The sequence below is a fragment of the Enterobacter cloacae complex sp. ECL411 genome (assembly GCF_021869665.1).
Classification (GTDB): domain Bacteria; phylum Pseudomonadota; class Gammaproteobacteria; order Enterobacterales; family Enterobacteriaceae; genus Enterobacter; species Enterobacter intestinihominis.
The window spans coordinates 40,454-66,343 of sequence record NZ_CP091487.1; the positions used below are offsets into that span (position 1 = coordinate 40,454).

A 25,890-nucleotide genomic window follows, 5' to 3' on the forward strand; every position below is an offset into this window, starting at 1 on the left:
AAAAGAAACGAGTTGCTACGTAAGTCCGAGAACATGCTTTCCATGGTCTCTGAGCTCGCCTTGATGCCCGAGGCATAGACTGTACAAAAAAACAGTCATAACAAGCCATGAAAACCGCCACTGCGCCGTTACCACCGCTGCGTTCGGTCAAGGTTCTGGACCAGTTGCGTGAGCGCATACGCTACTTGCATTACAGCTTACCAACCGAACAGGCTTATGTCCACTGGGTTCGTGCCTTCATCCGTTTCCACGGTGTGCGTCACCCGGCAACCTTGGGCAGCAGCGAAGTCGAGGCATTTCTGTCCTGGCTGGCGAACGAGCGCAAGGTTTCGGTCTCCACGCATCGTCAGGCATTGGCGGCCTTGCTGTTCTTCTACGGCAAGGTGCTGTGCACGGATCTGCCCTGGCTTCAGGAGATCGGAAGACCTCGGCCGTCGCGGCGCTTGCCGGTGGTGCTGACCCCGGATGAAGTGGTTCGCATCCTCGGTTTTCTGGAAGGCGAGCATCGTTTGTTCGCCCAGCTTCTGTATGGAACGGGCATGCGGATCAGTGAGGGTTTGCAACTGCGGGTCAAGGATCTGGATTTCGATCACGGCACGATCATCGTGCGGGAGGGCAAGGGCTCCAAGGATCGGGCCTTGATGTTACCCGAGAGCTTGGCACCCAGCCTGCGCGAGCAGCTGTCGCGTGCACGGGCATGGTGGCTGAAGGACCAGGCCGAGGGCCGCAGCGGCGTTGCGCTTCCCGACGCCCTTGAGCGGAAGTATCCGCGCGCCGGGCATTCCTGGCCGTGGTTCTGGGTTTTTGCGCAGCACACGCATTCGACCGATCCACGGAGCGGTGTCGTGCGTCGCCATCACATGTATGACCAGACCTTTCAGCGCGCCTTCAAACGTGCCGTAGAACAAGCAGGCATCACGAAGCCCGCCACACCGCACACCCTCCGCCACTCGTTCGCGACGGCCTTGCTCCGCAGCGGTTACGACATTCGAACCGTGCAGGATCTGCTCGGCCATTCCGACGTCTCTACGACGATGATTTACACGCATGTGCTGAAAGTTGGCGGTGCCGGAGTGCGCTCACCGCTTGATGCGCTGCCGCCCCTCACTAGTGAGAGGTAGGGCAGCGCAAGTCAATCCTGGCGGATTCACTACCCCTGCGCGAAGGCCATCGGTGCCGCATCGAACGGCCGGTTGCGGAAAGTCCTCCCTGCGTCCGCTGATGGCCGGCAGCAGCCCGTCGTTGCCTGATGGATCCAACCCCTCCGCTGCTATAGTGCAGTCGGCTTCTGACGTTCAGTGCAGCCGTCTTCTGAAAACGACAAACGATGTCAGCCAATAAGTTGTTGTAATAATCGACAAGTGTTTGTTGCAACTCGCCGTCCTGTAAGACTGCATTATCAGTCTGATTCAGGGCGGCTATGGTGTCATTTATACACCATAAACCGATGACGGCTGCACGTAAATCTGTGGATGCTCTTGATGGCGATTCAACGTTTGCTGTCCCACGCATGGCGACAGCATTGTTTAGCCCAGCAATAATCCCATTATAAGTTGGGGGGAGGGGCTCCGACAACTGCAAAGCTATCTTTTCTGTATTGTTTTGGATGTCGTCCGCAAGAATGGTATTCTCGATCAGTTCTCGAGCCAATAATGATGTTTCGAAGCAGACGGCCAACACCGTCTGCTTCGTTTCTGGTTCTTGTTCTTCCACTGCCAGCGCGTTACTGATTGTTACGCACGTAAGTAGCAAAGTGAATGCGCTCTTGAGTCTCATCAACGGTTGCCTCCACAGTCTCGCTGGCACTGGAATCAATGTGAAAATTGTTCTGGATCGGATCAACAGGAATAAATCGATCACAGTCGAACTCTCTTGGAATTATGGTCATGTGCAGTTTCGTTGCTGATGAAAGAGCTTGAATGTACAACTTCTCCCCACCAATGACAGCAATGCGTTGATCGGTATTCTCATACAGGTTGATCACAGCACGAAGATCAGGAACGACAGTAGCGCCTATGACATCTTCTTGTTTTAACGTCGAGGAGATCACGAACGATTCGCGTTCGGGGAGAATTCCTTTCTCCTTGATTCGCTCCTCGGCGCCATCCTTTTCTAACTGCATGTCACGCATGTCAGTATACGTGTGTTTCCCCATAACGCACACGCGGATCTCTTTAGAAATCCGCGTAAATCGCGCCATGTCTTCTTTGCATTTCCATGGAATCTTGCCGCCTTTCCCGAATCCCAACTTAGAATCCACAGCGACTATTAGCTCAAGTTGTGGGTGACTCATTAAAACTCCAAACCAGTCGATGCTGGTTGTTCCAGATATTGCTTACGGAAGGTGGCCAGATCAATCAGTTTGATATTTGCCTTTCCGCTGTTGTTGAGATCGTGCACTTTCTTCAATTTGCCGGAAGATCCGGAAGTGGATGCCGCGATCACCATGGTGGTCTTCGACGAGACTGATGATTGCACTTCACCACCCTCAGCTTCAATCAGCTTCTCCAAGGCCGCGTCACGAAAACCGGTGATCACGATCTTCTCACCGGTAAAACGATCCCCCGAAGTGACCTGCTGTTTGAACCCGATGATTGATTGAATCTTGTTGAATAGCTCGGCATGTTCAGCCATACCTGCAAGCACTTTTGCGGCAGTTTTGTAGCTGAATTTGTCGACGCTAACGATCTGCTCTTCGGTGATGGCATTGAAATCATCCAAGGTCTTAATATCCAAGCCTTCACACAGAGCTTTCATCTTGCGGCGCCCAACGCCGCGCCCAAAGTGGGGCATCGACCCCAACCAAACCGACAGGGGAACACTACTGGGTATAGGAAGTATAAACCACCTTTTTGCTCCTCATCCGAAGTATCTTACCTGAAATTCCCTCACTCGTTTACCGCTCAAGCCCCAATTTTAACTGCCGGTCCAGCCTAAACCGCTCTAATAAGGTTCGATTTGGCGGTAAAATCTCTAGCCTGATAGCTCGAGAGATACAAACTGCCCCACCGCCCCGTTTAAAAGTTGGCAGTGTTGAGCAGTGTTGGATTTGGGGTCGTCAGTCAAAGAGACGACTCTGTGATGGATCGAACAGGCTGGGAGTCAGTGGCGGCGCTCGTTCTGGTGGCAGCTCACGCTGCTTGGCGGCATTCGCCTTGGCTGTTTTCTGTTTCAGATGCTTGAGAATCTGCTCAATGACCTTCGGATCTTCGATGCTGGCAATCACTTTGACGTGACCGCCGCAGTGTTCGCAGACTTCAATATCAATATTGAAGACTCGCTTGAGGCGTTGCATCCAGGTCATGGCGCGGTGGCGCTCTGCAGGACTCTTGTCACGCCAGTTAGTATCGAGACCTTCCGATTTGTCGGGCTTCTTGCCCCGCTTGGCGGGTGTTACTTGAACTCGGTGTTTGCTGTTCGGTGCAAAGACGCCGTGGAAGCGTGTGAGGTTGACTCGCGGCTTAGGTACCAACGCAGCGAGTTTGGCGATGAAGTCCAGCGGCTCGAAGATCACATGGGTGGTGCCATTGCGGTACGGAGTTTTGAGGGCACTGTTGCAAATAGTCGGTGGTGATAAACTTATCATCCCCTTTTGCTGATGGAGCTGCACATGAACCCATTCAAAGGCCGGCATTTTCAGCGTGACATCATTCTGTGGGCCGTACGCTGGTACTGCAAATACGGCATCAGTTACCGTGAGCTGCAGGAGATGCTGGCTGAACGCGGAGTGAATGTCGATCACTCCACGATTTACCGCTGGGTTCAGCGTTATGCGCCTGAAATGGAAAAACGGCTGCGCTGGTACTGGCGTAACCCTTCCGATCTTTGCCCGTGGCACATGGATGAAACCTACGTGAAGGTCAATGGCCGCTGGGCGTATCTGTACCGGGCCGTCGACAGCCGGGGCCGCACTGTCGATTTTTATCTCTCCTCCCGTCGTAACAGCAAAGCTGCATACCGGTTTCTGGGTAAAATCCTCAACAACGTGAAGAAGTGGCAGATCCCGCGATTCATCAACACGGATAAAGCGCCCGCCTATGGTCGCGCGCTTGCTCTGCTCAAACGCGAAGGCCGGTGCCCGTCTGACGTTGAACACCGACAGATTAAGTACCGGAACAACGTGATTGAATGCGATCATGGCAAACTGAAACGGATAATCGGCGCCACGCTGGGATTTAAATCCATGAAGACGGCTTACGCCACCATCAAAGGTATTGAGGTGATGCGTGCACTACGCAAAGGCCAGGCCTCAGCATTTTATTATGGTGATCCCCTGGGCGAAATGCGCCTGGTAAGCAGAGTTTTTGAAATGTAAGGCCTTTGAATAAGACAAAAGGCTGCCTCATCGCTAACTTTGCAACAGTGCCATACTGTGTAGTATCATAATGCATAAATCACGATTTTTGATACTGACATTCAGTACCGTTTTGGGTGGTATCAAAACTCATAACATTTGAGACGGTTAAAAAGAGAACAGAACACCCGTTTACGAAAGGATGCGTGATGGCTGCTGATTTTCTGACCGACAAACAGACACAGAACTACGGGCGTTATGCCGCAGAGCCAAACGAGATCCAGCTGGCACGGTATTTTCATCTTGATGAGCGAGACCTTACTTTCATCAACCTGCGTAGGGGCAGGCATAACCGGTTGGGAATTGCCCTTCAACTCACAACTGCCCGCTTTCTGGGAACCTTCTTGTCCGATCTCATGCAAATACCGCCCGGTGTCCAGTTTTATGTCGCAAGGCAACTTAACATCCGCTATCCAGAGATCATTTCCCGCTATGCTCAAAGGGAAAACACACGTTGGGAGCACCACGGGCTTATCAGGCAGCACTATAGCTATCATGATTTCGGTGATTTCCCGTGGTCGTTCAGACTGAAGCGATTGCTGTATACCCGTGCATGGCTCAGTAATGAACGCCCCGGACTGATGTTCGATTTTGCCACCGCGTGGTTGCTTCAAAATAAAGTGTTGTTGCCAGCCGCATCCACCCTGACGAGAGTCATTGGTGAAATCCGTGAGCGTGCGACCCGCCGCTTGTGGCGAAAATTGGCCGCGCTGCCAAACCGTTGGCAGACCGCACAACTGGCTGGGTTACTTGAAATCCCCGAAGGACAGCGACTCTCAGTGATGGAGCACCTAAAAAGAGGCCCTGTCACTATCAGCGGCCCCGCGTTCACTGAAGCACTTGAACGTTACACTCGCCTGCGCAGCCTGGAGTTTTCCTGTCTGAATTTCACTGGGCTGCCCGCCATACAGCTCCGCAATCTGGCACGCTATGCCGGAATGGCATCGGTGAAATATATCAGCAGAATGCCAGAAGAACGGCGGCTGGCGATCCTTACCGCATTCGTGAAAGCGCAAGAAATCTCGGCGCTGGACGAGGCCGTTGACGTGCTGGATATGCTGATCCTCAATATTACCCGGGAGGCGAAGAAAACCGGGCAGAAAAAGCGACTTAGGACGCTCAAGGATCTTGACCGCGCGGCGTTGCTGCTGGCGCGGGCATGCGCACTTTTACTTGATGAAGATACCGCCGATGATTTGCTGCGAAAGACCATATTCAGCAGTGTGTCTGTCGCCAGACTGGCAGAGTCCGTGGAAAAAGTGAATGAACTGGCCCGCCCCCAGGATACAAACTTTCAGGATGAAATGGTGGAGCAATACGGACGGGTAAGGCGTTTTTTGCCCGCACTACTGCGCGATCTGCACTTCCGTGCGGCCCCAGACGGTGAACATACCTTGGCTGCCATCCATTACCTGGCAGAGCTAAACGGCTCGAAAAAACGGATCCTGGACGATGCACCTGAACATATCATTTCAGGCCCTTGGAAACGCCTGGTGTACGATGCTGACGGTCGGATACAGCGAGCAGGTTACTCGTTGTGTCTGCTGGAGCGACTTCAGGATGCGCTACGCCGTCGTGACATCTGGTTGGAAAACAGCGATCGTTGGGGTGATCCGCGCCAAAAACTTCTTCAGGGGGAGGAATGGCAGGCGCAGCGGGTTCCAGTCTGCCGGGCATTGGGTCACCCCACTAATGGCAGTAAAGCATCGGAGCAATTGGCCGCTCAGTTAGATGAAACCTGGAAAACGGTGGCATCACGTTTTGATCGCAATACCGCCGTGGACATCTGCAATGAAGGTAAACATCCTTCGCTGACCATCAGCAGCCTGGATAAATTGGATGAACCACCGGCGCTGATACAACTGAGCAGCCGAGTCAGACAATTGCTTCCACCCGTTGACCTGACAGAACTGTTGCTCGAGATTGACGCCAGAACTGGCTTCACCCGTGAATTCAGCCATGTCAGCGAGTCAGGTGCCCGTGCGCAGGATCTGCATATAAGCCTGTGTGCGGTGATGCTGGCTGAGGCCTGCAATATCGGACATGAGCCGCTGATCAAGCACAATATCCCTGCACTGACTCGCCATCGTCTGAGCTGGGTGAAACAGAACTACATCCGAGCAGAAACGCTGGTTAGCGCCAATGCGCGGCTGGTTGATTTTCAGTCCTCGTTAGCGTTGGCAGGATACTGGGGGGCGGGGAGGTAGCCTCCGCTGATGGTATGCGTTTTGTCACGCCAGTGAAAACGGTGAATTCTGGCCCCAACAGAAAATACTTTGGTTCAGGGCGCGGCATCACCTGGTACAACTTTGTCTCTGACCAATATTCGGGTTTTCATGGCATAGTGATTCCTGGAACACTGCGGGATTCCATCTTTGTGCTGGAAGGGCTACTTGAGCAACAAACGGGACTAAACCCGGTTGAAATCATGACGGACACAGCAGGTACCAGTGACATTATCTTTGGCCTGTTCTGGCTACTGGGATACCAATTTTCACCTCGTCTGGCGGATGCGGGTGAGGCTGTGTTCTGGCGGGCCGACAAAGCAGCGAATTACGGGGCGTTGGACAAACTGGCGCGGGGTTGTGTTGACCTTTCTAAAATCGAAAGCCACTGGGATGAGATGATGCGGGTTGCCGGTTCGCTGAAGCTGGGCACTATTCATGCGTCAGAACTCATTCGATCGCTATTGAGAAGTACCCGACCGTCAGGGCTTGCTCAGGCAATAATGGAGGTCGGAAGAGTTAACAAGACACTGTATCTTCTCAACTATATTGATGATGAGGACTATCGTCGCCGGATCCTAACACAGTTGAACCGGGGTGAAGGCCGCCATGCCGTTGCAAGAGCCATCTGCTACGGTCAGCGTGGCGAGATCAGAAAACGTTACCGCGAGGGGCAGGAAGATCAGTTGGGTGCGCTGGGTCTGGTGACAAACGCAGTGGTGCTGTGGAATACGCTTTATATGCAGGAAGCCTTGTCGCACCTGCGCAGCATCGGGGAAGGGCCAGAGGATGAACATATCGCGCGGCTTTCGCCTCTGATGCACGGTCATATCAACATGCTGGGACATTATACGTTCACACTACCGGAGGATATTATGAAGGGGGAATTGAGGCCGTTAAATCTCAATTTAAACAATGAATTATCTCCTTAGCGTGGTTTTTTACATCATTGGCCCTCAAACCCCATGATGATGGTTTCGAAACGTCTTAAGGCCAAAGACTATCGAACGGTTTCCACGGGATTTAACGTCCTGAGCTCTAAGCCAGGGCTGATAACTTTGGCCATAGCCCACTCCTATGCCGTCACCTAGCGCATTTTCATAATCCAAATAGGATTTGAGACGCCTACCCCTACCCATGATCGTACCCAAAAAACGACATTGATACGTACCTATATGTGCATTTTATAGTCTCCAACCCTATAACCACACATTCAGTAAGCATACAACATTAGCGTCGTTTTTTGAGAATGGTTACAACTTTAGTGCTTTGTGTACAACTTTATTGTCTTCGGACAGTAGGACCCTCTAAAACCAATAGAATTTACGTAGAAACGCGTTTAGTAAAGGCTTTACTAATTACTAATGACTAACATATTAGCACTTTCAGATCTGTCAGCAATAACCCCGGGCGGCGAAATAATGAGAAGAGTTCTTCCGGAGAGCCTTTTCTTTCTATCTGATTGATTTTTAACACTTTTAAATGTCAGCTTTATGTAAACCTGTGGGATTTACTCCTAATTAAATCCCATAGTATGAAAATTAGGCATTTGCAAACCTTAATGACGTGACGTTGTCACGTAAATCAATGGAATTTAGTCTCTAGTAAAGAGTTAACTAGTGACTAACTGCCTGATCGGTGTGCTTGAACGGTGCACTTCAGGCCGGATATAAAAATTGATGAGAGATATACAGAAAATGATGGACCGGCTTAATAGGGGTCTGACGCTCAGTGGAACGAAAACTCACGTTAAGCAACGTTTTCTGCCTCTGACGCCTCTTTTAATGGTCTCAGATGTCCTTTGGTCACCAGTTCTGCCAGCGTGAAGGAATAATGGCCGAGCATATTGATATGTCCGTGGCAAAGCGGGGAGAGGCGTGCGATATCTTCATCATTCAGTGTTTCACCCTGCGCCCGGAGATGATCCAGGGCTGCCTGCATATAAATAGTGTTCCATAACACGACGGCGTTAGTGACCAGCCCCAGTGTGCCCAGTTGATCTTCCTGACCGTCGGTATATCGTTTTCTTATCTCACCTTTTTGACCGTGACAGATGGCTCTGGCAACGGCATGGCGACTTTCTCCCCGATTAAGCTGGGTCAGAATGCGCCGGCGGTAATCTTCATCATCAATATAATTAAGCAGATACAGCGTTTTGTTGATGCGCCCCACTTCAATGATTGCCTGAGTCAGTCCGGAAGGACGTTCACTTTTCAGCAATGAACGGACCAGCACTGAAACCTGTACTTTGCCCAGCTTCAGGGAGCCAGCGGTCCGGATCATTTCGTCCCACTGAAGGACTATTTTTCGGGGATCTGATTGCCCTCTGGCAATATCATTCAGCACGCCATAGTCGGCATCATGGTCCATTCGCCAGAAAACCGAAGCACCGGCATCAGCCAGGCGTGGAGAAAACTGGTATCCCAGCAGCCAGAAAAGGCCAAAGACAAGTTCGCTGGCACCTGCTGTATCGGTCATAATTTCGGTTGGATTCAGCCCGGTCTCCTGTTCCAGAAGACCTTCCAGCACAAAGATAGAGTCCCTCAGCGTCCCCGGTATAACGATGCCATGAAAGCCGGAATACTGATCGGACACAAAGTTGTACCAGGTGATCCCTCTGTTATTACCAAAGTATTTGCGGTTCGGTCCGGCATTGATTGTTCTGACTGGCGTAACAAAGCGCATTCCATCTGCAGATGCCACTTCTCCTCCACCCCATATCTGTGCCAGTGGCAGCGTTGCCTGAAAATCAACCAGTCTGGCATTAGCGCTGGTGATAGTTTCAGCCCGCAGATAGTTCGCTTTTGTCCAGTTCAGCCGGTGTCGGGTCAGTGCAGGAACATTTGATCTGATCAGTGGTTCCAGACCGATATTGCAGGCTTCAGCCATCAGCACGGCGCTGATGCTGACGGGCAGATCATCAACTCTGGCACTGGCTTCACTAGCATGGAAAAACTCATCAGCAAATCCGGTATGGGCGTTAATTTCGAGCAGCAACTCCGTTAAATCCACCGGAGGGAGTAGATCACTGATCATTTTGCTCAGTCGTTTCAGACTGTCCGGCTCATCAAGACTGGCGAGGGGAGAAATTGTCAACCGGGGCTTCGGGCCAGAAACATCGAGTTCGACAGCCTCATTTTCGCAAAGACGTGCAGCAACCTGTCTGTAACGACTATCAAGCTGATGACCCAGAGATTTTATTGCTTCCTGCGGGTCTGTCGGGTGCCCCAAAGAACGATAAACCTTAATCCGGTTTGCCTGCCAGTCAGCACCCTGTAGTAATCTTGCACGAGGATCTCCCCACCGGTTACTGCCGGTAACGTAGACATCCCTCCGCCTCAGACTATCCTGCAGTTTACTGAGAAAGCAGAGCGTGTATCCCCTGCGGGTGATATGTTTTTCCTTGTTAATCACCAGCCGTTTCCATGACCGACTGATAATTTCCGTTGGTGCGTCGTCAAAAAACTGCCGCCGTGAGCTGAACTCCCGGCTGAGGTAGTCACAGGCATTCAGAGTGGTAACCCCGGCAGGTGCGGATGAAAATTTAACGGTATTCAGCAGATGGGGCAGGAAACGACGAACGCGCCCGTACTGCTCCACCATTTCTTCATGAAAATTATCGTCTGAGGGCCGGGCAATTTCACGGACAAGCGTGATGATTTCAGCCAGCTTTTGCCTTGGGATGTAGCTGAACACCTCAGCACGAATCGATTCGTCCGGTGTTTCTTCTTTCAGCAGGTACGAACATGCGCTGGCGAGCGCCAATGCAGATTTATCCAGATCCTTCAGCGAGCGGAGCCGTTTTTTCTGCCCAATCTTTCTGGCGTCACGGATGATAACGGCCAGCATGGCGTCCAGAACGTCCAATGCATCATCCAGCGCCAGCGTTTCCCATGCAAGGACAAAGGCAACCAGAACCGCCATCCTTTTCTGCGGTGACATCCTGGCAATATTGAACACCGAAGTCATACCAGCATAACGTGCGAGATTTTTCAGGCGCACAGCCGGGAGTGTACTCAGGTTTTCAGCATGCAGGCCAAAATCGTTCAGAGTTTTCCAGCGTTCAATTGCTTCATTAAACGCCGGACCACTGATGGTCACAGGGCCCTTTTTCAGTGATTCCAGTAAAGACAGGCGGCTGCAATCAGTTGGCCCCAGCAGCATCTCCAGCTGTGAACGCTGTTCGGCTGACGGTATCAGTGCCAGTTTGTTCCACAGGCGCAACGTCGCCTTTTCCCTTACCTCTGAAATCAACCGGGTCAGCGTAGTGGCTCCGGGGAGAATAATACGATGTTGCATAAGCCACCCTGTCGCCAGATCGAAAAGCAGGCCAGGACGTTCGTTGCTTATCCAGCTCCGGGTATATAAAAGACGGGTAAGGCGAAATGTCCAGGGCCAGGCAAATTCACGATACTGATAGTGCTGACGTATCAGCGCTGCATGCTCACGGCGGGTATTTTCCCTCTGACCGTATTCTGCAAGAACGGTGATATCACGAATCCCGAGCTGTCTGGCGGTAAAATGCCGGACGCCGGAAGGAATATGATTCATATCGGTGAGGAAGGTGCCCAGAAAACGGACACATCCAATTTGCAGGGCAATGCCCAGACGGTTGTGATCACCTCTGCTTTTTCCGATAAATTCCTTGTCTGCTTCATCAAGGTGAAAATATCGTGCCAGCTGAAGCTCATCCGGTTCACCGGTGAATCTGCCATAGCTTTCAGTCTGCTCAGTGGTCAGAAAGTCAACGGGCATATCGGCCTCCCTGCCTGACGGGCATTTAGTAACATTTTTCCAACCGTACGAAATGTTATAAATTATCGGACATCGTAAAACTGTTACATTAATATGTCTATTAAATCGTAAATTTGTAATAATAGACATGAGTTGTCCGATATTCGATTTAAGGTACATTTTTATGCGACTTTTTGGTTACGCTCGGGTCTCAACCAGTCAGCAGTCTCTTGATCTTCAGGTCAGAGCACTCAAAGACGCAGGTGTGAAAGCAAACCGTATATTTACCGATAAGGCATCCGGCAGTTCAACAGACCGGGAAGGGCTGGATTTGCTGAGGATGAAGGTGGAGGAAGGTGATGTCATTCTGGTTAAGAAGCTCGACCGTCTTGGCCGCGACACTGCCGATATGATCCAACTGATAAAGGAATTTGACGCTCAGGGCGTGGCAGTCCGGTTCATTGATGACGGGATCAGTACCGACGGTGATATGGGGCAAATGGTGGTCACCATCCTGTCGGCTGTGGCACAGGCTGAACGCCGGAGGATCCTAGAACGCACGAATGAGGGCCGACAGGAAGCAAAGCTGAAAGGAATCAAATTTGGCCGCAGGCGTACCGTGGACAGGAACGTCGTGCTGACGCTTCATCAGAAGGGCACTGGTGCAACGGAAATTGCTCATCAGCTCAGTATTGCCCGCTCCACGGTTTATAAAATTCTTGAAGACGAAAGGGCCTCGTGATACGCCTATTTTTATAGGTTAATGTCATGATAATAATGGTTTCTTAGACGTCAGGTGGCACTTTTCGGGGAAATGTGCGCGGAACCCCTATTTGTTTATTTTTCTAAATACATTCAAATATGTATCCGCTCATGAGACAATAACCCTGGTAAATGCTTCAATAATATTGAAAAAGGAAGAGTATGAGTATTCAACATTTTCGTGTCGCCCTTATTCCCTTTTTTGCGGCATTTTGCCTTCCTGTTTTTGCTCACCCAGAAACGCTGGTGAAAGTAAAAGATGCTGAAGATCAGTTGGGTGCACGAGTGGGTTACATCGAACTGGATCTCAACAGCGGTAAGATCCTTGAGAGTTTTCGCCCCGAAGAACGTTTTCCAATGATGAGCACTTTTAAAGTTCTGCTATGTGGTGCGGTATTATCCCGTGTTGACGCCGGGCAAGAGCAACTCGGTCGCCGCATACACTATTCTCAGAATGACTTGGTTGAGTACTCACCAGTCACAGAAAAGCATCTTACGGATGGCATGACAGTAAGAGAATTATGCAGTGCTGCCATAACCATGAGTGATAACACTGCTGCCAACTTACTTCTGACAACGATCGGAGGACCGAAGGAGCTAACCGCTTTTTTGCACAACATGGGGGATCATGTAACTCGCCTTGATCGTTGGGAACCGGAGCTGAATGAAGCCATACCAAACGACGAGCGTGACACCACGATGCCTGCAGCAATGGCAACAACGTTGCGCAAACTATTAACTGGCGAACTACTTACTCTAGCTTCCCGGCAACAATTAATAGACTGGATGGAGGCGGATAAAGTTGCAGGACCACTTCTGCGCTCGGCCCTTCCGGCTGGCTGGTTTATTGCTGATAAATCTGGAGCCGGTGAGCGTGGGTCTCGCGGTATCATTGCAGCACTGGGGCCAGATGGTAAGCCCTCCCGTATCGTAGTTATCTACACGACGGGGAGTCAGGCAACTATGGATGAACGAAATAGACAGATCGCTGAGATAGGTGCCTCACTGATTAAGCATTGGTAACTGTCAGACCAAGTTTACTCATATATACTTTAGATTGATTTAAAACTTCATTTTTAATTTAAAAGGATCTAGGTGAAGATCCTTTTTGATAATCTCATGACCAAAATCCCTTAACGTGAGTTTTCGTTCCACTGAGCGTCAGACCCCTAATAAGCGAGAGCATGAAAAACCTCGGGGCAGCCATCGAATGATGCCATCTACAGGGGTTAAAATAACCACCATCATTTCATAACAATACCTGCTGACTATGAAGATCTACGTCATCAAAATAGCAGTTCATGGAGTCAGTCCGATGGTCTGGCGTCGGCTGAGAATTGCTGCCGACACGTCACTGGCCGCGCTTCACTTCATTTTCCAGATAGTGCAGGGCTGGGGGGACGACCATCTCCATCAATTTCACATTTATGGCAAAGATTACGGTATCTCCTACGAAGGAGGCATCGGTTTTGTCGATAATCCGTTCCGGGTCGTGATTGATGATTTTGCTTTTGATGCTGGCGATCGCTTTACCTATGAATACAATTTCTTTGAGCACTGGCTTCATGACATTCGTGTTGAGGCCATTTATGAAAACTCTACGCTGAAAGCGCCGTTTTGTATAAGCGGCCATGGTATGCCCGGAGCCACAGCTGCGGATGAGTTCGATAAAACCCTGGCGTTTCTTGAAGCTATCGTTAATGCGGATGATGAAACAACGGTCGGCGAGATCCGCCCTTTTGCTGACGACCTGGATGCTGTCAGGTTCAACCGCCACAAAATCAACCGGCAACTGAGCAGGCTCGACCTTGCATCTCCGGTACTGGAGCCTGAAGTTATCTGGCTGGGCCGTCGTCGCTGACTGATGTCTATAAAGGTATACGTTTTCAGCATGCCTCTCAGATCCCCGAAAAAATGTCTATAAACCTCCCTAAATCAGTGTTTATGGATTATTCTTTAAATCTCTATGATGTTTAAAGACCTTCCGGAGGTTTTGCGTGCAATATGCCTACATCAGGGTAAGCTCGGCCGATCAGAATACGGCCCGTCAGGAAGAGGCATTGTCAAAGGCGGGTTTTCAGCCTGATAAAATTTGTGTTGAGCATGCCAGCGCGAAGGACACAAACCGCCCGGGGTTACAGGAACTCCTGGGGCAATTACGCCCTGGTGATACGCTTCTGGTTCATTCCATCGATCGCCTTTGCCGGAATATGTCGGATATGTGCGCTGTCACCACCCGGCTTCGTGACCAGGGCGTTACCCTTATTTTTCTGAAAGAGCAGCTGACGTTCAGCGCCGGCACAAACAATCCGATGCAGGAACTGCAGCTGCACATGATGTCGGCATTCAGCCAGTTTGAACGAGCCTTACTGAAGGAAAGGCAGGCCGACGGCATCGCCGCGAAAAAAGCACGGGGTGAAAAAACAGGGCGCCCCGGCGCCGATATCAAAAAGATCCAGGAAATTGACGCACTCAGAAGCAGAGGGGTCAGGCTCAGGATCGCCTGCGACCATGCGGGCCTTGGCGTTTCCACATATTATAAGCTTCGTCACCAGATGAACAACCAGTAGCCGGGAGATAGTCATCCACCACAGCAGGAGGCAATGATGCAACTGACGCTCCAGATAGTCATCACCGATGAATCAGGCTCCAGTCGAACGGAGGAACTGATGACAATCCAGAAATCAGGGGAGACCCGGAACGACATCGGATTATCGGTGTCAGAATCCAAGCTGTTGCTGAATACGGTCCAGCAGTCGGTGGTCCAGCTGCAGGCAGACGAATATACTCAACACCATATCCGGTGCCCTCACTGCCTTGCTGCGCGCAGAATCAAAGGCAAACAGAAAATACGGTACCGGACGCTGTTTGGCGTTATTCCGGTATCCGGGCTTCGGGTGTACCGGTGCCGTTGTGAAGAGAGTGATACAAAGACAGTCAGTTTGCTCAGCGACTGGGCCGGCGATTATTCTCACCCGGCACTGAAATATATTGAAACCCGCTGGGCCTCGATGATCTCCTATGAAATGACGACTCGTCTGCTGAAAGATATTCTGCCGGTGGGCCACAGCCTGAATGCCTCAACGGTGAGGAATCATTTATGCCAGGTGGCGCAGCGTCTTGACGCTGAGGCTGAAGCTCATTCAGGTTTTCTTTCCGGCTGCCCCCGCGACTGGGGGAACCTGCCCAGGCCAGGAAAACCGCTTGTGGTGGGTATAGATGGTGGTTATGTTCGCGATCGGGATGACAAAAAGCGTAATTTTGAAATTATTGCCGGGAAGTCTTTTTCCGTTGGTGCGCCTGCTGACACCCGCCGCTTCGGTTTTGTTCAGAAGGATGACTGTCATCCGGAACGCAGGCTCATGACCCACCTTTCAGCGCAGGGAATGCAGGCCAACCAGCAGATATTTTTTCTGTCCGACGGCGCGGATAATCTCAGGGACCTCCAGTTCGGTATGTACCCTGAGTCAACGCATGTGCTGGACTGGTTTCATATCACCATGAGGCTGACGGTGCTCATGCAATATGCCCGGGGACTGCTGGTATCAGATCCAGAGGCGGGGAGTAAAGTTCTGGCACTGCTGGAAAGCATTAAACGATATCTCTGGCATGGCAATGTTGTCGCTGCGCTGGAACATATTGATAATTGCGTTATGTATTGCGATGACCCTGAACTCAGCTATCCTAGCCTGAAATCCCTGCAAAAACATCTGGATGAAATGTATACCTACATCCGGAATAATAAGATGATGATCCCAAACTACGGCGAAATGCGTCGGTACGGAGAGCCGGTATCAACCGCGTTTGTGGAATCCACGATCAATGAAGTGATCGCCAGACGAATGGCCAAAAAGCAGCAGATGCAGTGGAGCAGAAAAGGGGCTCATTATTTGTTACAGACCCGGACCGCCGTTTTGAATAACGAACTGCAGGATAAATTTGTCTGCTGGTATCCGGGTTTTCAAAGTGACGGGAAGGGACCAGCGATGGCAGCATAGCTCACGCTGCCCCAATATTTTTTATGCTCTCCTAATAAGCCAGCCTTTCTTGGGATGATTGATGATGTTGAACACGCTATAAAGCGAAAATGCCCCTTTTTAACCTATAGGTTGGGCACTATGAGTAAGATACAATCAAATCGCCAGTCAGATGGCTAATTTCATTTTGACCAAAGCGGGCTATTTCAAGCGTTATCGCTGAGACGAGGCTTCAATGACAAGTACACTTGACCCATCACACAAGCAAATTGAAATGTGGCGCAGAGCTACCGGTTCCGAAGGTGGACTCAACGAATACCGCAACTGGGTTCTGGAAAATAGTATGAGATTTACAGCATACGGTATCCATACCGTTATCGTCGAAGGTGAGGCGAAGCATATAACAGCGCTTGATGATGTTACCCTCTGTAACGAGTGGGCGAAGCTTAAAAGAGAAAACAATAGGCTTTACGCAGCAAATGAAAAAATTTGCTCTGGCTGGCGTGGTTTTGTGTTGCGTTTGTTAGGAATAACACTGTCATGCAGAAAACCGGTCATCTTACTGGGGGCAGACGCGAAGAATCAAAATGATGCCGTGAAAGGGGCTGATTTGTAATTTTCAGGCGAGCCCACCGTTCTTAGAAAGCTGTTCTATGGGTATGTAAGGAAGATAATGTTCTCTGAACGCTCAGTACACTTAATCACTTCCTGTACAAAGGGCAAGAATCATCAGGGCCACGTCTGGCCGACATTGGACATAGATCCAAAACAAACCCCGGACGACGCAGCATATGCCTGGAGTAACATTGTAGACGACGCCAGAAGTAATCAGGCGGTACCGGCATTGTCCTTGTATTCAGGTAATCACTGGTCTACGGCAAAGGAAATTTTAAACTCAACCAGAAATCTGGAGTTGTGGATAATCTCTGCCGGGATGGGGTTTTTAAATAGTCGAGATCGGGTGCCCTCTTACGAGGCGACATTTCATCAAGTACCATTCAGGCATGATCTCTGGTGGAAAGCCATCACAAAATCACTAGGAAAGCATAACCGTTGCGCAACTATAAGCCAGTTAATGCAGTCCAGTCCGAATGATGAATATTTGATTGCGGCTTCGCCTGTTTATATTGCTGCTGTCCAGAATGACATCCTGAAGGGCATTGAGAGTTTGACTCATCCTCTTACGCAACTAACGATCGTGACATCAGGGGCATATGCTGGCCCACTTGAAGAATACTTAATTAAGAGTTCTTCTAGGATGATGAAAGAGCTAGAGTGCAATATGGTGTGCCTGAATATAAAACTGGCTCAATACATACTTAAAAGTGGTAGTCGTTAGAACTAGACTGTTAATGATACAATTCTCCTGTTATTTTATTTTTATAAAAGGTCTCAAATATGCTCAAAAACAGATTTTCTTTATTGTGTCTTGCTGTGGCATCGTCACTTACTCTTACTGCTTGCGATGTAGTTGATGCTGCCTATGACGAGACTTTAAATGATAATGCACCCGAAATTGTAATAGCTGGAGGATTCAAAATTGATATCCAAGGTAATGCAGTTCCGGTTGAGGGATATGATAATTGCTCTTTGAATACTCTTCAGGGAAGCGTTGATACGGATAAATCAAATTGTATTGTTCTGGATAGAACACGTAAAAAAGTACCGGTTCTAGTTCATTTGTCATCCGGTCCCGTCAAAGAAGAATGGAAGATCGAGCACCAGGTTGAAAAAACCAAATCCGGCAAAAATTTCATCCAAACTCGTATGATTAGACCTGACGGTAACTTTGTAGTGCCTGCATCCTCAGAACGAGGGATCTTTAGTGGCAAACATTACAGTCAAGCCAGCTAAGTCAAGTCTATCCGTTCAAACAGAAAAAGGTTTCTTAAAAATGACGTTATCCGCTGCATTGCAAGGCACTTTTAAAGAGATGAGGAAAGACAATACAGTAGGCATCACAGTTCAAACTTGTTCAGATATTTTTGACAGCAATGTTCCTCCGGCTTATGTTTTCTGGCTTTATCGTCTCAAAGCGGGAGAAACTTTGCCGCGCGGAAGGTTCTTCAGAAAAAGAAAGCCAATCATCAATGTTATGGCAGTTGTTCATGATGCTGCATTCGAAAAATAACTGCGCTATCAGGAAAGTTACTTTTATGAACGTAATTGCAGCTGGAATTTTTTGCTTTATTTTTTACCCTACAGCTTTCGCTTATGCTTGTTATAAAAAGAGATGGCTAGAGTGGATTTTTCTTACTTTAATTATAATTTTTGCTTCTGCCATTTCGATTCAACAATACAATGAAGCGAATTTTGTAAGTGAGTTAAATTACCCTATGTTTATCTCCGCCATATATGGCCTGTCACTGGCATGGTTTCCTTTTCCGATTGCTTATGTTGTTCTGCGCTTCCTTCTTGATGATTTACAGCATGAGTACCCTAAACAGTGAGCAGATTTTAAGACTCATGAACAACATCGAAAGCACGAAACAGTCTGCACAAGGAAGATAAGGAGTATTCTTAGCAAGATATCTTTGTACCTGAAGACATAAAGCTGGCATCTTTTTCCTTATAGAGTGTATTATGATTAAGTAAATCCTTATCAAAGAATTAGAAAGTGAGGTCGTATGTCTGAAGCACTCAAATCGTTAAACAATATTCGTACTCTTCGCGCCCAGGGCCGCGAGCTGCCTTTAGAAGTACTTGAGGAAATCCTCGAAAAGCTTAATGTCATTGTTGATGAGCGTCGTCAGGAAGAATCATCCAAAGCTGCCGAACTGCAAGCTCGTCAGGAGAAACTTGACGCCCTGCGTAAGTTAATGGAAGAAGATGGTATCAACCCGGAAGAGCTGCTTGGCTCATTCCAGGCCAAATCTACGGCTACCAAGAAAAGCCGTGAACCACGCCCGGCCAAATACTCATTTACTGATGAAAATGGCGAAACAAAAACGTGGACTGGACAGGGCCGTACCCCCAAAGCTCTGGCAGAACAAATTGCAGCCGGTAAAAGTCTTGATGATTTCCTGATCTAACTTTTGCCACCAGTTTTGATAGAGGCCACTTCGGTGGCCTTTTCTCATACGGAATCAATTTCAGGTACAGAACATATGAAAAATTCAGAACTTAAGAGCTGTGATCCCTATGTGGACAGTTTGATTAGAAATGCAGATGCAAAGGAAGCCAGGTCATTTCTCAAAATATTGAAGCCCTTACCATTCCTTATCGTTATCATCGCTGTATTCTTTTTTTGGGTATCGTTTTCCCGTTTATTATCCCAGGTCGCGTAAAACCTTTTTAAAGACTCTTCTTTACCAGATATGCTCCCTCACCGGGATGGTTTCAACCTCTTCAGTTTCCCATATTGGCAAAACCTTCAGGAAATAAGACGATACCCTCCACGCTTTCCATTAAAGCGGGATGACGACGCCCAGTTCTTACGACCAGACTCCACGTTTTCGATTAGGATGCCTTTGGGCCCTTCTAACGAGGCCACCTCAACAACTCGCACTTTCCGGATCAGTCTTGGATCCACTTCTTCCCAGATCTGGCCAACTGTAATATCTTTTTGGGTTTGCATTTAATCTCTCGCTGTCATTTAGTGAACAAGACTAATCCTCGCCGTGGTTCAGCTTATGGCTTTATTTACGCTGACGATCCTTAGCCTTAAATTTTTGCCATCGTATCCGAAGGTTTTCGATGTTAACCGGAACCTGCATGCGTGTCGTCTCTATCTCATTCCCATGCCATTTCAGGAGATCATCATCCAACTCCCGGGCCTCCCGGCTGAAGTAAATTTTCATAGTGTCAGGGTTTATGGCGCAATGGTCATTGTCGAACAGTGTATGGATATCACGGCGAAGTAAAATTCCGTTCGTTACGTCGGGAATGCCTTCTTCATGACGTGGCGTTAAGTGCGCGGCCTCAGTACGCCAGGGGGACCTTACGCCGGTGACAACACATCGCCCGTAGCAATTCAACCTAACATCCCGGGCGAAAGGACCTTGGTCAGGACTGGTGACAGAAGTACATTCCTGGCCCTCTTTGTAGATACGCTTCGGGAAGTCGATAGTGGTTTGAGCTGTTTGGGAAAGTGACACATACGTAACCCCTTTGTATCTCTTTATCCCACCATTAAAAGTGGTAGGAATCGAGCTGGTTATGGCCACCAGTTTCACATCGCCCATTTCGACGATCTTAAGGCTCTTATTAGCGGCTACATGTAACTGGATGAATTTACCTACGTACACATCATGGTTCTCATCTTGTCTTTCAACACACAGAACGACATGGTCGAAGGTTCTCTTGTCAGAGATTACCCAGTTGCCGGTTTTCACACGGCCTGCTTCACTCACCCCTGCGGTAAGATCGGGTATGAGCGTCCCCTGCATGCCGTCAGTTCGAATTGAAAGAATTTCACCCGATAAACCCAGCTCTGCAAGCTCACTAATAAACGGTCTTTTCATCCGGCTTACCGGTTTTGGCTTCGTCATTTTCATCTTTGCTGTAACACCTCAGTACCCCATTGCTCGTTCCTGGCGGGACAGCCGTTCATCAGCAGCCTGAAGACGCTCATCACGCCGCCGTGCTGCCAGAACCCGTCGTTCTGAAAAAGACATAGCCGCTACGTTTGGTACGCTGAGCTTACCGTCACCGGCACAAACGTCACAGCGAACATCAAATGCTCCGGCAAAATACTTTTCACGCATTTCTGGCTCCCACTCAGCCATTTCTGATTGGGTGAATCCATTTTCAAAGGCCGGGTTTTCCATGGTCCCGTGGCCTTCGCACTGGTGACAGATTATGTACTTAAATTTGCGCATGTAACGCTCCTGTATATGATGGATGAACCACTCTCGTTCAGGGTTATGGCGAAATGTTTATCGCCGCAGCGAGAGATTCAGTCTTGCTATCAATATTCCTGAAGGTTGTCCGCCTGATTTCAGGGAAAGCATTCATTCACTGGCCGGTTCTACCTTATTATTCATACAGATTAAAGTAGTTGTGCCTACTACTGCGGTCACCTTCCTTGACAAAGTAAGCAAAGTTTGAAAAATTTAACACCGACGAAAGGCCATACCTTCGTTAGTGTGCGAAAGCCGCTTGCGAGCGACGGAATAGGTGAAAGCTTTAGTCAGGGTTAATTACCCTGTCTGCGGTGATGGGATGGCTCAGGCGTATATCATCACTCCTTCCAAAGTCCGTACACACTCTTTCAGCCTTTGCAGAAATGCAGGGGCTGTTTCATATCAGACAAGCGCAATGAAATTTTCAAATGCTTTCCAGAAATTCAAAGGCCTTAAGCTTTATCTGTATCTTACGGTCCCCGCACGGAAAGTAACTTTCCTGAACAGGAACCGCCTTGCCAGCCTTAACTTTCTAAACGGTTAAAGTTACACCAGGCTGTAAATGGTGAAACAGTTTTTGAAGCCCATGAAACACCGCTGTCGGAAAGATAACTAGCCCCAAGACGTCTAACTTCTTTTTGATGTAGAGCTAATTCTTTCGGATCGGCAATATCTTCCACCACGCTCATCATGGCAATCTGAACTCCGGGAGATGCCATTTTATAAGCTGTCGAGCTTGCAACTGAATTTTTCAGGATTGCCAATCTTTCTTTTTCTGGTCGCCCGTTGTCAGACGTATTCGCGTACGTTGTACCCGCAACTAACAATGGAAGACTGGCGTTGGCACAGAACTGCATAACGCGTTTTTGCTGGAGCTGTAATTCAGTGGCTGCAAATGCTTTACTGCATCCGAGGATCCCGATAATCATCACTAATGCTGTTTTATACATAAAATTGAAACCGTCCTTATTGAACTTTAAATGTTGCGGTTAACACTGTGTGGAGATGTATGGACTGGATAATACCCACATGCCTGCGCCTGCCAGTATACCGGCTCAGGTATTAAACCTAAGAGATCTGGTGCACCGGATTTTACCTTTTCATTTCGGTTTTATCTTGAGCCTGGCTCTTGAGTTTAAATTTAAAGGTATGGCGCATGCAGGTTTCACTGACGGGTTTTCACACATCCCGGCTGTAACCCATCATTGTTCATGAGCCAGGCCCTGGTATCCTGCCCAGCGTACGGCCAGCCGCTCTAAGTCCAGATCGTACACCAGCGGTGTGATTTTACGGCCTTCAAACAGCTCGCCCAGCTCAATGCCTGGCTTAAAATGAACGGTCAGGGTGGCCGGATCTATGCCCATAAGATCGGCATCAAACAGAGCATGCATTGTTGGAGTCATCAGGATGCCATTAGACGGATTGTACCGGGTTCCATGTTCAATGTGTGCCGCATCCAGGACACCGCCATTAACCCAACCGGTTACCGCACAACGGCCCGCGAAATTCTCGATGAGCAGAGCTTTAAATTTACCCTGTGCCACGCCACTACGTTGCGTCACTACGCGCTCGCAGTGCTCACCCTGGATATCTAGGGGTCGTCTCAGAATTCGGAAAATAAAGCACGCTAAGGCGTAGTCACCCCGTGACTCCCCCGCGCCGATGCAGCGAGCTTCGTTCCGTCTTGCAGTGACGCAATCAGCGGGCAGGAAACGTTCCCTTTCCGCGCATGGCAGGCGCACACCAGTTCAGACAGCACGGCCTCCATGCGTGCCAAGTCGGCCATCTTCTCGCGCACATCCTTGAGCTTGTGCTCGGCCAGGCCGCTGGCTTCCTCGCAATGGGTGCCATCCTCCAGCCGCAGTAGCTCGGCGATTTCGTCCAGGCTAAAGCCCAGCCGCTGGGCCGATTTCACGAACCGCACTCGTGTTACATCCGCCTCGCCATAGCGGCGAATGCTGCCATAGGGCTTGTCTGGCTCCGGCAGCAGGCCCTTGCGCTGGTAGAACCGGATGGTCTCCACATTGACCCCGGCCGCCTTGGCAAAAACGCCAATGGTCAGATTCTCAAAATTAATTTGCATATCGCTTGACTCCGTACATAACTACGGAAGTAAGCTTAAGCTATCCAAACCAAATTTGAAAGGACAAGCGTATGTCTGAACCACAAAAGTCTGAACCACAAAACGGGCGCGGCGCGCTCTTCGCCGGTGGGCTGGCCGCCATTCTTGCGTCGGCCTGCTGCCTGGGGCCGCTGGTTTTGATCGCCTTGGGGTTCAGCGGGGCATGGATCGGCAACCTGACGGTGCTGGAACCCTATCGCCCGATCTTCATCGGCGCAGCGCTGGTCGCGCTGTTTTTCGCCTGGCGGCGCATCTACCGCCCGGCGCAAGCCTGCAAACCGGGTGAGGTCTGCGCGATTCCCCAAGTGCGAGCTACTTACAAGCTCATTTTCTGGATCGTGGCCGCGCTGGTCCTGGTCTCGCTCGGATTTCCCTACGTCATGCCATTTTTCTATTAATCACAGGAGTTCATCATGAAAAAACTGTTTGCCGCCCTCGCCCTCGCTGCCGTTGTTGCCCCCGTGTGGGCCGCCACCCAGACCGTCACGCTGTCCGTGCCTGGCATGACCTGCGCCTCTTGCCCGATCACTGTCAAGCACGCGCTTTCCAAGGTTGAGGGCGTGAGCAAGACCGACGTAAGTTTCGACAAGCGCCAGGCCGTCGTCACCTTCGACGATGCCAAGACCAACGTCCAGAAGTTGACCAAGGCGACCGAGGACGCGGGCTATCCGTCCAGCCTCAAACGCTGATCCGTTAACCGAACTCGGGAGCGACACATGGGACTCATCACGCGCATCGCTGGCAAAACCGGCGCGCTCGGCAGCGTCGTTTCCGCGATGGGCTGCGCCGCCTGTTTTCCTGCCATCGCCAGCTTTGGCGCGGCCATCGGACTGGGCTTCTTGAGCCAGTACGAGGGGCTATTCATTGGCATCCTGCTGCCGATGTTCGCCGGCATCGCGTTACTCGCCAATGCTATCGCTTGGCTCAATCATCGACAGTGGCGACGCACGGCGCTCGGCACGATAGGCCCGATCTTGGTGCTGGCAGCGGTGTTTTTAATGCGGGCTTACGGCTGGCAGAGCGGTGGACTGCTCTATGTCGGCCTGGCCTTGATGGTTGGGGTGTCGGTCTGGGATTTCATCTCGCCAGCACATCGCCGCTGCGGGCCGGACAGCTGTGAATTGCCAGAACAACGTGGCTGACGGCAACAGCCGTAGCCACCACAGAAAAGGAAAAATACATGACCACCCTGAAAATCACCGGGATGACCTGCGACTCGTGCGCGGCTCACGTCAAGGAAGCCTTGGAGAAAGTGCCCGGCGTGCAATCGGCGCTGGTGTCCTATCCGAAGGGCACAGCGCAACTCGCCATTGAGGCGGGCACGTCATCGGATGCGCTGACTACCGCCGTGGCCGGACTGGGCTACGAGGCAACGCTTGCCGATGCGCCACCGACGGACAACCGCGCCGGCCTGCTCGACAAGATGCGCGGCTGGATAGGGGCCGCTGATAAGCCCAGTGGCAACGAACGCCCGTTGCAGGTCGTCGTCATTGGTAGCGGTGGAGCCGCGATGGCGGCAGCACTGAAGGCCGTCGAGCAAGGCGCGCAGGTCACGCTGATTGAGCGCGGCACCATCGGCGGCACCTGCGTCAACGTCGGTTGTGTGCCGTCCAAGATCATGATCCGCGCCGCCCACATCGCCCATCTGCGCCGGGAAAGCCCATTCGACGGCGGCATGCCACCCACACCGCCGACGATCTTGCGCGAGCGGCTGCTGGCCCAGCAGCAGGCCCGTGTCGAAGAACTCCGTCATGCCAAGTACGAAGGCATCCTGGACGGCAATTCAGCCATCACCGTTCTGCACGGTGAAGCGCGTTTCAAGGACGACCAGAGCCTTATCGTTAGTTTGAACGAGGGTGGCGAGCGCGTCGTGATGTTCGACCGCTGCCTGGTCGCCACGGGTGCCAGCCCGGCGGTCCCGCCGATTCCGGGCTTGAAAGAGTCACCCTACTGGACTTCCACCGAGGCCCTGGCGAGCGACACCATTCCCGAACGCCTTGCCGTAATCGGCTCGTCGGTGGTGGCGCTGGAGCTGGCGCAAGCCTTTGCCCGGCTGGGCAGCAAGGTCACGGCCCTGGCGCGCAATACCTTGTTCTTCCGTGAAGACCCGGCCATCGGCGAGGCGGTGACAGCCGCTTTCCGTGCCGAGGGCATCGAGGTGCTGGAGCACACGCAAGCCAGCCAGGTCGCCCATATGGACGGTGAATTCGTGCTGACCACCACGCACGGTGAATTGCGCGCCGACAAGCTGCTGGTCGCCACCGGCCGGACACCGAACACGCGCAGCCTGGCATTGGAAGCGGCGGGGGTAGCCGTCAATGCGCAGGGGGCCATCGTCATCGACAAGGGCATGCGCACCAGTAGCCCGAACATCTACGCGGCCGGCGACTGCACCGACCAGCCGCAGTTCGTCTATGTGGCGGCAGCGGCCGGCACTCGTGCGGCGATCAACATGACTGGCGGCGATGCGGCCCTGGACCTGACCGCAATGCCGGCCGTGGTGTTCACCGACCCGCAGGTCGCCACCGTGGGCTACAGCGAGGCGGAAGCACATCACGACGGGATCGAGACCGACAGTCGCCTGCTAACACTGGATAACGTGCCGCGTGCGCTTGCCAACTTCGACACACGCGGCTTCATCAAGCTGGTCATCGAGGAAGGTAGCGGACGGCTCATCGGCGTGCAAGCGGTGGCCCCGGAAGCGGGTGAACTGATCCAGACGGCGGTGCTCGCCATTCGCAACCGTATGACCGTGCAGGAACTGGCCGACCAATTGTTCCCCTACCTGACCATGGTCGAAGGGCTGAAGCTCGCGGCGCAGACCTTCAGCAAGGACGTGAAGCAGCTTTCGTGCTGCGCCGGATGAGGAAAA

Annotated in this window: 27 protein-coding genes and 3 pseudogenes; 19 read left to right on the plus strand and 11 right to left on the minus strand. The window is 50.9% G+C overall.

Annotated features, from left to right (window positions below):
- The first annotated feature begins 107 nt into the window (after positions 1–107).
- Positions 108–1,121 carry a class 1 integron integrase IntI1 gene (intI1, locus tag L3069_RS23025; RefSeq protein ID WP_000845039.1) on the plus strand — a complete coding sequence of 338 codons (1,014 nt, stop codon included), beginning with the start codon at positions 108–110 and terminating at the stop codon, positions 1,119–1,121.
- Here intI1 and L3069_RS23030 read toward each other — a convergent pair.
- The 4 genes and pseudogenes from L3069_RS23030 to L3069_RS23045 all read right to left on the minus strand — a co-directional run.
- Complete coding sequence (locus L3069_RS23030) at positions 1,108–1,713, minus strand: hypothetical protein (protein ID WP_048228299.1); 606 nt, start codon at positions 1,711–1,713, stop codon at positions 1,108–1,110. The two genes, intI1 and L3069_RS23030, sit on opposite strands and share 14 nt — an antisense overlap.
- Positions 1,714–1,723: 10 nt before the next feature.
- Entirely contained in the window at positions 1,724–2,293 is a 570-nt protein-coding gene (gene dfrA19, locus L3069_RS23035) for a trimethoprim-resistant dihydrofolate reductase DfrA19 (protein WP_000019304.1), read from the minus strand.
- A complete protein-coding gene (locus L3069_RS23040) occupies positions 2,293–2,757 on the minus strand; it encodes a BRCT domain-containing protein (RefSeq protein WP_000645230.1) in 465 nt (154 codons plus the stop codon). Before L3069_RS23040 ends, dfrA19 begins: the two co-directional genes overlap by 1 nt.
- A gap of 301 nt (positions 2,758–3,058) precedes the next feature.
- A pseudogene (locus L3069_RS23045) lies at positions 3,059–3,547 on the minus strand (transposase); the annotation flags it as partial.
- A 63-nt stretch (positions 3,548–3,610) separates the two neighbouring features.
- Between L3069_RS23045 and L3069_RS23050 the strand changes: the two are divergent.
- Both L3069_RS23050 and L3069_RS23055 read left to right on the plus strand, forming a co-directional pair.
- Positions 3,611–4,315 (plus strand): IS6-like element IS26 family transposase, encoded by a 705-nt coding sequence (locus L3069_RS23050; protein WP_001067855.1) that lies wholly within the window; start codon positions 3,611–3,613, stop codon positions 4,313–4,315.
- Between the two features lie 188 nt (positions 4,316–4,503).
- A pseudogene (locus L3069_RS23055) lies at positions 4,504–7,511 on the plus strand (Tn3 family transposase).
- Positions 7,512–7,547: 36 nt separating this feature from the next.
- Here L3069_RS23055 and L3069_RS23060 read toward each other — a convergent pair.
- Both L3069_RS23060 and L3069_RS23065 read right to left on the minus strand, forming a co-directional pair.
- Positions 7,548–7,718, minus strand: a pseudogene (locus L3069_RS23060) (transposase); the annotation flags it as partial.
- Between the two features lie 610 nt (positions 7,719–8,328).
- Entirely contained in the window at positions 8,329–11,334 is a 3,006-nt protein-coding gene (locus L3069_RS23065; RefSeq protein ID WP_001143760.1) for a Tn3-like element Tn3 family transposase, read from the minus strand.
- 163 nt (positions 11,335–11,497) lie between these two features.
- Between L3069_RS23065 and L3069_RS23070 the strand changes: the two genes are divergently transcribed.
- The 11 genes from L3069_RS23070 to L3069_RS23120 all read left to right on the plus strand — a co-directional run bounded on the left by L3069_RS23070 (position 11,498) and on the right by L3069_RS23120 (position 19,084).
- Positions 11,498–12,055: a recombinase family protein gene (locus L3069_RS23070; protein ID WP_001235713.1), complete on the plus strand. Its 558-nt coding sequence runs from the start codon at positions 11,498–11,500 to the stop codon at positions 12,053–12,055.
- 182 nt (positions 12,056–12,237) lie between these two features.
- Entirely contained in the window at positions 12,238–13,098 is an 861-nt protein-coding gene (locus tag L3069_RS23075) for a broad-spectrum class A beta-lactamase TEM-1 (RefSeq protein ID WP_000027057.1), read from the plus strand.
- A 292-nt stretch (positions 13,099–13,390) separates the two neighbouring features.
- A complete protein-coding gene (locus L3069_RS23080) occupies positions 13,391–13,936 on the plus strand; it encodes a plasmid pRiA4b ORF-3 family protein (RefSeq protein WP_001493763.1) in 546 nt (181 codons plus the stop codon).
- Positions 13,937–14,072: 136 nt separating this feature from the next.
- The gene (locus L3069_RS23085) at positions 14,073–14,645 is read left to right on the plus strand and encodes a recombinase family protein (protein WP_001493762.1); all 573 of its coding nucleotides are present in this window, start codon (positions 14,073–14,075) and stop codon (positions 14,643–14,645) included.
- Between the two features lie 36 nt (positions 14,646–14,681).
- Positions 14,682–16,073 carry an ISKra4-like element ISKpn19 family transposase gene (locus tag L3069_RS23090; RefSeq protein WP_014839878.1) on the plus strand — a complete coding sequence of 464 codons (1,392 nt, stop codon included), beginning with the start codon at positions 14,682–14,684 and terminating at the stop codon, positions 16,071–16,073.
- A gap of 214 nt (positions 16,074–16,287) precedes the next feature.
- Positions 16,288–16,668, plus strand: a complete 381-nt coding sequence (locus tag L3069_RS23095) for a hypothetical protein (protein WP_001371925.1) — start codon at positions 16,288–16,290, stop codon at positions 16,666–16,668.
- A gap of 57 nt (positions 16,669–16,725) precedes the next feature.
- Entirely contained in the window at positions 16,726–17,391 is a 666-nt protein-coding gene (locus L3069_RS23100) for a hypothetical protein (protein WP_000490638.1), read from the plus strand.
- 59 nt (positions 17,392–17,450) lie between these two features.
- Positions 17,451–17,906, plus strand: coding sequence for a hypothetical protein (locus tag L3069_RS23105; protein ID WP_000916941.1), 456 nt, complete (start codon positions 17,451–17,453; stop codon positions 17,904–17,906).
- Positions 17,878–18,183 (plus strand): hypothetical protein, encoded by a 306-nt coding sequence (locus L3069_RS23110; RefSeq protein ID WP_223152485.1) that lies wholly within the window; start codon positions 17,878–17,880, stop codon positions 18,181–18,183. Before L3069_RS23105 ends, L3069_RS23110 begins: the two co-directional genes overlap by 29 nt.
- A gap of 25 nt (positions 18,184–18,208) precedes the next feature.
- Positions 18,209–18,502, plus strand: coding sequence for a hypothetical protein (locus L3069_RS23115; protein WP_001100635.1), 294 nt, complete (start codon positions 18,209–18,211; stop codon positions 18,500–18,502).
- A gap of 177 nt (positions 18,503–18,679) precedes the next feature.
- Positions 18,680–19,084 (plus strand): H-NS family nucleoid-associated regulatory protein, encoded by a 405-nt coding sequence (locus L3069_RS23120; protein WP_001287391.1) that lies wholly within the window; start codon positions 18,680–18,682, stop codon positions 19,082–19,084.
- A 606-nt stretch (positions 19,085–19,690) separates the two neighbouring features.
- Here L3069_RS23120 and L3069_RS23125 read toward each other — a convergent pair.
- The 4 genes from L3069_RS23125 to L3069_RS23140 form a co-directional block, all read right to left on the minus strand.
- Entirely contained in the window at positions 19,691–20,548 is an 858-nt protein-coding gene (locus tag L3069_RS23125) for an HNH endonuclease signature motif containing protein (RefSeq protein WP_000784387.1), read from the minus strand.
- Positions 20,549–20,563: 15 nt separating this feature from the next.
- A complete protein-coding gene (locus L3069_RS23130) occupies positions 20,564–20,872 on the minus strand; it encodes a hypothetical protein (RefSeq protein ID WP_001224686.1) in 309 nt (102 codons plus the stop codon).
- Positions 20,873–21,420: 548 nt separating this feature from the next.
- Positions 21,421–21,846: a hypothetical protein gene (locus tag L3069_RS23135; RefSeq protein ID WP_000278471.1), complete on the minus strand. Its 426-nt coding sequence runs from the start codon at positions 21,844–21,846 to the stop codon at positions 21,421–21,423.
- Positions 21,847–22,098: 252 nt separating this feature from the next.
- Entirely contained in the window at positions 22,099–22,299 is a 201-nt protein-coding gene (locus L3069_RS23140; RefSeq protein WP_065945227.1) for a hypothetical protein, read from the minus strand.
- 33 nt (positions 22,300–22,332) lie between these two features.
- Here L3069_RS23140 and L3069_RS23145 point away from each other — a divergent pair, with 33 nt between their 5' ends.
- Positions 22,333–22,491 carry a hypothetical protein gene (locus L3069_RS23145; RefSeq protein WP_223230173.1) on the plus strand — a complete coding sequence of 53 codons (159 nt, stop codon included), beginning with the start codon at positions 22,333–22,335 and terminating at the stop codon, positions 22,489–22,491.
- 32 nt (positions 22,492–22,523) lie between these two features.
- Here the strand turns inward: L3069_RS23145 and merR are convergent, their stop codons facing one another.
- Entirely contained in the window at positions 22,524–22,979 is a 456-nt protein-coding gene (gene merR, locus L3069_RS23150; RefSeq protein WP_001166628.1) for an Hg(II)-responsive transcriptional regulator, read from the minus strand.
- Positions 22,980–23,050: 71 nt separating this feature from the next.
- Here merR and merT point away from each other — a divergent pair, with 71 nt between their 5' ends.
- The 4 genes from merT to merA are packed head-to-tail and all read left to right on the plus strand — an operon-like array spanning position 23,051 to position 25,884.
- A complete protein-coding gene (merT, locus tag L3069_RS23155) occupies positions 23,051–23,416 on the plus strand; it encodes a mercuric ion transporter MerT (RefSeq protein WP_001294656.1) in 366 nt (121 codons plus the stop codon).
- 15 nt (positions 23,417–23,431) lie between these two features.
- A complete protein-coding gene (gene merP, locus L3069_RS23160; protein WP_000732275.1) occupies positions 23,432–23,707 on the plus strand; it encodes a mercury resistance system periplasmic binding protein MerP in 276 nt (91 codons plus the stop codon).
- A gap of 27 nt (positions 23,708–23,734) precedes the next feature.
- Entirely contained in the window at positions 23,735–24,160 is a 426-nt protein-coding gene (gene merC, locus L3069_RS23165) for an organomercurial transporter MerC (RefSeq protein ID WP_000522996.1), read from the plus strand.
- 38 nt (positions 24,161–24,198) lie between these two features.
- Positions 24,199–25,884 carry a mercury(II) reductase gene (gene merA / locus L3069_RS23170; RefSeq protein WP_000209296.1) on the plus strand — a complete coding sequence of 562 codons (1,686 nt, stop codon included), beginning with the start codon at positions 24,199–24,201 and terminating at the stop codon, positions 25,882–25,884.
- Positions 25,885–25,890: the final 6 nt, after the last annotated feature.